Below are 6,604 nucleotides of genomic sequence, written 5' to 3'. Positions count from 1 at the left end.
TTAATAATCTCATTGCACTGGATTATCAACTAGCACTGAAGTTATTAATTTCCACTAAATTAATGATCTTAGGGCAGAGACACCTGATTAATTTTTCTTCATGGCTAATTACTACAATTCCAATATTATTGACTTGGGAACAAGACAATCCGAACACGTTTCATACAAGCTGTGCTTCCATGGGATTAAATGCTATCTTGAGATGCATCCCGATTGATACTCTGCTGGTAACTTGTTCCCGTGGAACACGCACTGTCAAGGACACGCCTTTCGTCTCTACCATAATACGGTACATTCCGATCCCTGGCACTATCTTGGAAACATTACCTTCCATAACTATCGATGAATTATACTGGTATGATAATTGTTCATCAAATATATACAGCGCATCTCCCGGAAGGCAGCAGACCGTCGCCACTGGCACGACCTCGCCCATCCAGGCAAAACGCACACCATTAACCAGTTGTATAAAAATATCATCACCCTGCTTTTCCACTTGGCAGGGTAAAATATTGTCCATCCCGATTAAACTAGCAATTATCGCATTCACCGGGCGCCGTAAGATTACTGCCGGCGAATCGTCTTGCACAATACAGCCTTCCTGCAAAACCACAGCCCTCTCGGCAAAGTACAAAACATCATTAAAATTATGACTGACTAATATGACCGTAGTGCCCCGTGCAATAGCTACCAGCCTTAATTCTGCTAATAAGGTATTGCGAGTCGGCGAATCAAGAGCTGCAAACGGCTCATCCAATAATAAAAGTTCAGGTTCATACACCAGAGCACGGGCCAGACAAACTCGCTGCGCCTCTCCGCCAGACAATTTGCGTGCCATCCTGGTCGCCAAATGGGCACAATGAAAATCCGCTAATACCTTATTAACTTTTCCCTTTATGTCCCGCTCAGCCATGCCGCGAAACCGTAATGCTAATGCGACATTATTAAATACCGTATCATCCAATAGCATTGTCTCTTGAAATACCATCGAAGAGCGCCGACGCAAACTATGCTTATCGGCTCTGGCGACATCTTCTCCAAATAAGATCATTGTGCCGGTTTTATACGACAAATGCATATTAATCAGCTGTAAGAGCGTGCTTTTACCTGCACCGTTAGGCCCGACGATAGCAACAATCTCACCTGCAGATATTGCTAATGTTTCAATTGTTAAAGTCTGCCGTTTATTACGAAAAACTTTAATATCAGCTATCTCCAGCACTACTTGTCTCATATGCTATCTCTCTTTCCACTATTTTGCAAATAGGTTAACAAGGCTACTATCCCATAGACGACAATCAACAAAACAAAACTGAGTGCCAAGGCGACATCATAATTGCCTTTGCCTACTTCCATAACCGTAGCTGTAGTAAGCACTCTAGTCTGACCTTTAATATTGCCACCGACCATCATCGATGCCCCAACCTCTGAAACTACACCGCCGAAACCTGCCATAACCGCCGCCAATAAACCTAATTTAGCCTCTTTAATTAACAGCCAATTAGCCTGCCACTCTGTAGCGCCAAGAGATAGTAACTGTAGTCGCAATTTAGGATTAAGCCCACTAAGCGCCGCAAAACTTAAGCCAGCCACAATAGGGCTGGCAATAACGGCCTGGGCAATAATCATCGCCCAGACCGTATACATTAAGCCCAATATCCCCAGCGGACCGTATCTCCATAAAAACAAACTGACAAATAAGCCCACGACCACTGGCGGTAACCCCATCCCAAAATTAATCAGACTGAGGAAAAAACGTTTACCGGTGAATTCTTTCAAAGCCAGCCACAAACCTACAGGGACTCCAATAGCCACACTAAGTAAAGTTGCAAAACCAGAGACTTTGATGGTCAAAATGGCAACCTCATAAACCTCAGCATCACCATTTACCAGCAGATAAAGCGCCTGAATCAGCCCTGAAAAAATACTATCCATACTTAAATCCTCTTATAATCCAAAATCTTTTTCAGTTTTTCCAGCATCTGCAAAAAATAACGCTTGTCCAAACTTATCTTTACCAAAAGTACTAATTAAAGCTTGACCTTCACTTGATAATATAAAAGCGCTAAAGGCTTTTGCACCTGCGTTATTGACTTTAGCAAATTTTTCAGGATTAACTTCCATCACATGATAAATATTCAACAGTTTCGCATCACCTTCAACCAGTATCTCTAGCGATAAATTTTTCTTTTGTGCTAAAAAGGTAGCCCGATCTGTCAGGGTATAGCCTTTTTTCTCATTTGCAATATTTAAAGTTTGCCCCATACCTGCGCCAACTTCCTGGTACCAAGTCCCCTCTGGCGATACATTGGCCTGCTTCCAGAGCTTTAGTTCCATCTGATGAGTACCGGACTTGTCGCCACGCGAAATAAACGGTGCCTGCGCTTTAGCGATAGCTGCCATCGCTGCAGTAACCGTCTGACCTTTACTATGTGCCGCATCAGCAGCAGCCCCGACGATAATAAAATCATTATGCATAACCATCAGGCGATTAATAGCCGCACCACCAGCAACCACTTTTTTCTCAGCATCCGGCGCATGCACCAAAAGTACATCTGCTTCACCCTTTTCCCCCATAGCCAAGGCTTGACCAGTACCAACGGCAATCGTTTTTACTTTATAGCCTGTCTTTTGCTCAAAAGCAGGAATAAGCACATCCAAAAGGCCACTATCTTGTGTACTCGTAGTAGTAGCAAGTATTACATCCTGAACCAGCGGTTTTGCGGCTTCTTTAGGAGCCTCGGCAGGCTTTGCTCCACAACCTGCTAAACTTATCATTAAACCAATAAGTAGTACTGCAAGCAAACTTCTACTATTCATTTTATTCATCTCTTATATCTCTCCCATTCCTTATTTTATACTTTTTCTACCATTATCCAGCTGCCTTTACATCAGCTATTCCCATAATTCCAATCTCCTGATTAACCAAATAGCCACTCCCCCTCATAATTGAATAGCAACTGTTCTCTCCCTTCCTCAATTATAAAGGACCTGCATTGCCGAAAATATAGCAATGCAGGTCCTTGTATGTCCTGACATTTCTCCTTTCCGCAGTGGGAGGCATAAGCGGTTTCCTGCTATACCCTAAAGATCCGGCAGTCATAGCATTCAAGCTTTAGACCAGCGGATTCGAAGAACTATATGTATTTTTCAGTGATCATTTTCTATACACTTTCCCATTATCAACTCAGAGCCATCAATTTTCCTGCATCCGTCAAATCATACCCGCCCAGCGCCTCAACCTGCTGCTGAAACTCTGGCGACTGTAAAATCTTTATAATTAACGCAGGCCTTTCATCTTCAGGCGAAAAATTTAGAATAAGATCATACCGCTCCTGCGCTACCGGAATAAAATCCAGCCCAAGCGCTTTAGCTGCGGCCCGTATGCCCATACCGGCATCAGCAGCACCTCCCGCAATGGTGGCAGCTACTGCCATATGAGTGCCTACCTCTTTATCATAACCAGCTATTTTACTAGACTCGATACCCATTCTTTGCAGCTGGTAATCCAGCAGCATTCGCGTGCCAGCGCCCCGCTGGCGATTGACGTATTCAATATCTGAGCGCACTAAATCACACAGTCCCTGAATACCCTTGGGATTACCTGGCAGAACCATTAGCCCTTGATCTCGCATGGCTAAATGCACCAAGCGCCAAGATTCATTATTTTTTAAATAGCGGTTTACATAGGGCACATTAAATTCACCAGTCTTTTCATCAAGCATATGTATCCCCGCAATATGCGCCTCATTGTTACGTATTGCCATAATACCGCCCATACTGCCAACGTTAGCACAAGACAACGAAAAGTCAGCCTGCCGCCGTAAAAATACGCCCAGAATCTCGATTGCAAGGTCATGACTGCCTACCGATAATATATTTTTACTGGCCTGTTGTCTGCCAAATAGCTTAACCTCTGCAACGGTTCCCGCTGACAAGCCATCTCTAGACTCAGCAATAGCAAGCATCCCCTGAGCCTTGGTTAATGAGCTTATTAAACCAGCGCCGCGTCCTAACGGCGCAGCGACAGTTTTCCCCTGAACTTCGCCTAGTGACACCCTAACATATTCTTCCACACCAATATGCGAGTAAACTTGTCTGGACATAGTTGCCGCCACTGTTGCAACCTCCGGTTGAGGCAGTTTCTGCCTGGCACACAGCACACTACGAACAAATAGTTCCGCTGTCAGCATCGCTGATACCGGATATCCGGGAAGCCCGATAACCGGTTTTCCCTGGCAGATGGCTAATACTACCGGTTTACCTGGTTTAATTGCCACCCCATGTACCAACACCTCACCCAGCTCTGAGAGTATATCGGCAGTAAAGTCTTCCGTACCAGCTGAGGTTCCGGCATTAGTAATGACCATATCACTGACTTTTAAACTATCAGCAATAGCTGTTTTAATCTTTTGATAATCATCATAAACGATCTCATGACGCTTCGGCTCGCCGCCCCAAGTGGCTACAGCCGCGCACAACATATGGGAATTAACATCTAAAATAGCCCCTGGCGTAAGCTCCTGATGAGTCGCCACTAATTCACTGCCAGTAGGAATAACCGTTACTTTAGGCTTAGCGACAACTTCCACATTATCCAGTCCGGCTGCCAGTAAAGCCGCAATATCTGATGGAGTAATAACATGATGTTCCGGCAGTACCATTTCATTAGCCACAATATCTTCACCAATAACGCGGACATGCTGCCACGGCGCAGCTGCCGCAATAATATCAGCATATCCCTCTGACAAATGTACATCCTCAACCATTATGACCGCATTAGTACCTGCCGGCATCAAATCACCAGTGTCTATAATATAGCAGCCTGCATCTACAAACGGCTCACCAGCCTTCAGCACAAGCAATTTTTTCGGGGTAGTTTCGCCGGCGCCAAAGGTATCCTGTGCCCTTACCGCAATTCCGTCCATTGCCGAACCATTATAATGCGGCACTGACTGCCTGGCGTATACACACTGCGCAGTTACCCGCCCTAATGCATCACTGATACTAACCTCCTGCACTGGGAAACTAGTAAAATAATCCACAGCGTCAAGCTTTTCCCACCATAACTTTTCAGCTTGCTTCCGTGGCAGGCACTCTAAATACGCTTTAACTTTATTCAAACTGCCTCCTCCTTACTGTTTTGTAATAAGCTCCACTTGTACCATTTCCTCACTGTATAAGCCACCTTTATCAGCCGGAATATGTACGATGCCATCAGCCGCAGACATAGTACTAATTAAACCTGATTTTCCCAGAACCGGTTCTGCCCAATATTCGTTAGACTTCTTAATTAACTGCACTCTAATAAAATCATCTCTGCCCGGTACCGAAGCCATACTGCGCGACAGCCGGGCCGGTATAGTATAAATATCTCTAATAGCCTGACCAAGGAGAATTTGGATTGCGGGTTTCACTATTTGACCAAAAACAGTCATCGCGGCCACTGGATGCCCTGGCAAACCAAATACCGGCACTTTTCCAACCATGCCAAAAATAGTGGGTTTACCGGGTTTTACTGCCACCCCGTGAAATAATACATTAGATTTTCCCAACTCTTTAATGACTCGGACAGTATGATCCCTAACTCCAACTGAACTACCGCCTGATACAATGACCATATTGCAACACAGTACCGCCTGCGATAATGCCGCTAATAATTCCTCATATTGGTCTTTTACTATTCCATAACGCCTAACTATACACCCGTTATCTTCGAGCATTGCCGCCAACGCATAAGAATTAATATCACGAATTTGACCACTTACCGGGGTACACTCTATATCGACCACCTCATCGCCGGTGGATATAATTACGACCTCAGGTTTCTGGCGTACTGGCACAACCACACAGCCACAGGCAGCCAGCGCCCCAATATCCTGCGGAAAAATTTTTCGCCCCTGGCTCAGGAGTTGGCGTCCTATACTGATATCTTCACCTTTAAGAACTACATTCTCTCCTGGTGCAACCGCCTTTAGAACTAGTAGATTATCCTTATCAGGCCGTTCTACATGTTCTATCATAACGACAGCATCTGCCCCAATCGGCAACATACCACCAGTTGGTATAGTCACAGCCTGTCCAGGTTTTAGCTGAATAAAGGTCTGCTCCCCCATAACCACTTCGCCCACAATATCAAATAATGCCGGCACACCTTCGCCTGCCCCAAACGAATCCATGCCACGTACTGCAAAACCATCAACAGTCGACCGGCTAAACGGCGGTAAATCTTCTTTGCTAACAACGTCTCCTGCCGCGATGCGGCCTAAAGAATCGACCAAAGATACTTGTTCGCTCCCCACTATAAGCCCAGCTAACTCGTTCAATATCAATCGTTCTGCCTCTTTTAGAGATATGCAATTAAAATACTCCATCATTAGCGCTCCTTATACTTACCAAAACAGCCTAGCTGGCAATCACAAATTTTTACCCCGGCTTCTTCAGCCACCTCGCCGATAATTATTAGTGACACGCCCTCTGACTCGGCTAACTGATGAGCCTCGGCACACGTCATTTTTCCATTTTTCGCTAACTCAATAAGTTTTTTTTTAATAACTTCACGTGGTTCAAATGATCTCATAAAAATTGCAAACCTCCTATATCC

General features: G+C 44.9%; 6 protein-coding genes and 1 riboswitch. All 6 genes read right to left on the bottom strand.

All coding sequences use genetic code 11. From position 1 onward, the window contains the following. Positions 1-160: 160 nt before the first annotated feature. Positions 161-1,234, bottom strand: coding sequence for an ABC transporter ATP-binding protein (locus VN379_RS16605; RefSeq protein ID WP_325535843.1), 1,074 nt, complete (start codon positions 1,232-1,234; stop codon positions 161-163). Beyond that, positions 1,231-1,935 (bottom strand): ABC transporter permease, encoded by a 705-nt coding sequence (locus tag VN379_RS16600; RefSeq protein WP_325535842.1) that lies wholly within the window; start codon positions 1,933-1,935, stop codon positions 1,231-1,233. Before VN379_RS16600 ends, VN379_RS16605 begins: the two co-directional genes overlap by 4 nt. A gap of 12 nt (positions 1,936-1,947) precedes the next feature. Next, positions 1,948-2,829 (bottom strand): substrate-binding domain-containing protein, encoded by an 882-nt coding sequence (locus VN379_RS16595; RefSeq protein WP_325535841.1) that lies wholly within the window; start codon positions 2,827-2,829, stop codon positions 1,948-1,950. Between the two features lie 196 nt (positions 2,830-3,025). Beyond that, positions 3,026-3,147, bottom strand: a riboswitch (molybdenum cofactor riboswitch). A gap of 35 nt (positions 3,148-3,182) precedes the next feature. Next, positions 3,183-5,123, bottom strand: coding sequence for a molybdopterin biosynthesis protein (locus tag VN379_RS16590; RefSeq protein WP_325535840.1), 1,941 nt, complete (start codon positions 5,121-5,123; stop codon positions 3,183-3,185). A 12-nt stretch (positions 5,124-5,135) separates the two neighbouring features. After that, a complete protein-coding gene (gene glp / locus VN379_RS16585) occupies positions 5,136-6,377 on the bottom strand; it encodes a gephyrin-like molybdotransferase Glp (RefSeq protein ID WP_325535839.1) in 1,242 nt (413 codons plus the stop codon). After that, positions 6,377-6,580 (bottom strand): hypothetical protein, encoded by a 204-nt coding sequence (locus VN379_RS16580; RefSeq protein ID WP_325535838.1) that lies wholly within the window; start codon positions 6,578-6,580, stop codon positions 6,377-6,379. The genes glp and VN379_RS16580 overlap by 1 nt, the downstream gene beginning before the upstream one ends. Positions 6,581-6,604: the final 24 nt, after the last annotated feature.

This window comes from Sporomusa sp. (assembly GCF_035561255.1).
Lineage (GTDB): Bacteria > Bacillota > Negativicutes > Sporomusales > Sporomusaceae > Sporomusa.
Note: the sequence above shows the minus strand (reverse complement) of the source record. Positions and strands in the feature narration are given on the sequence as shown.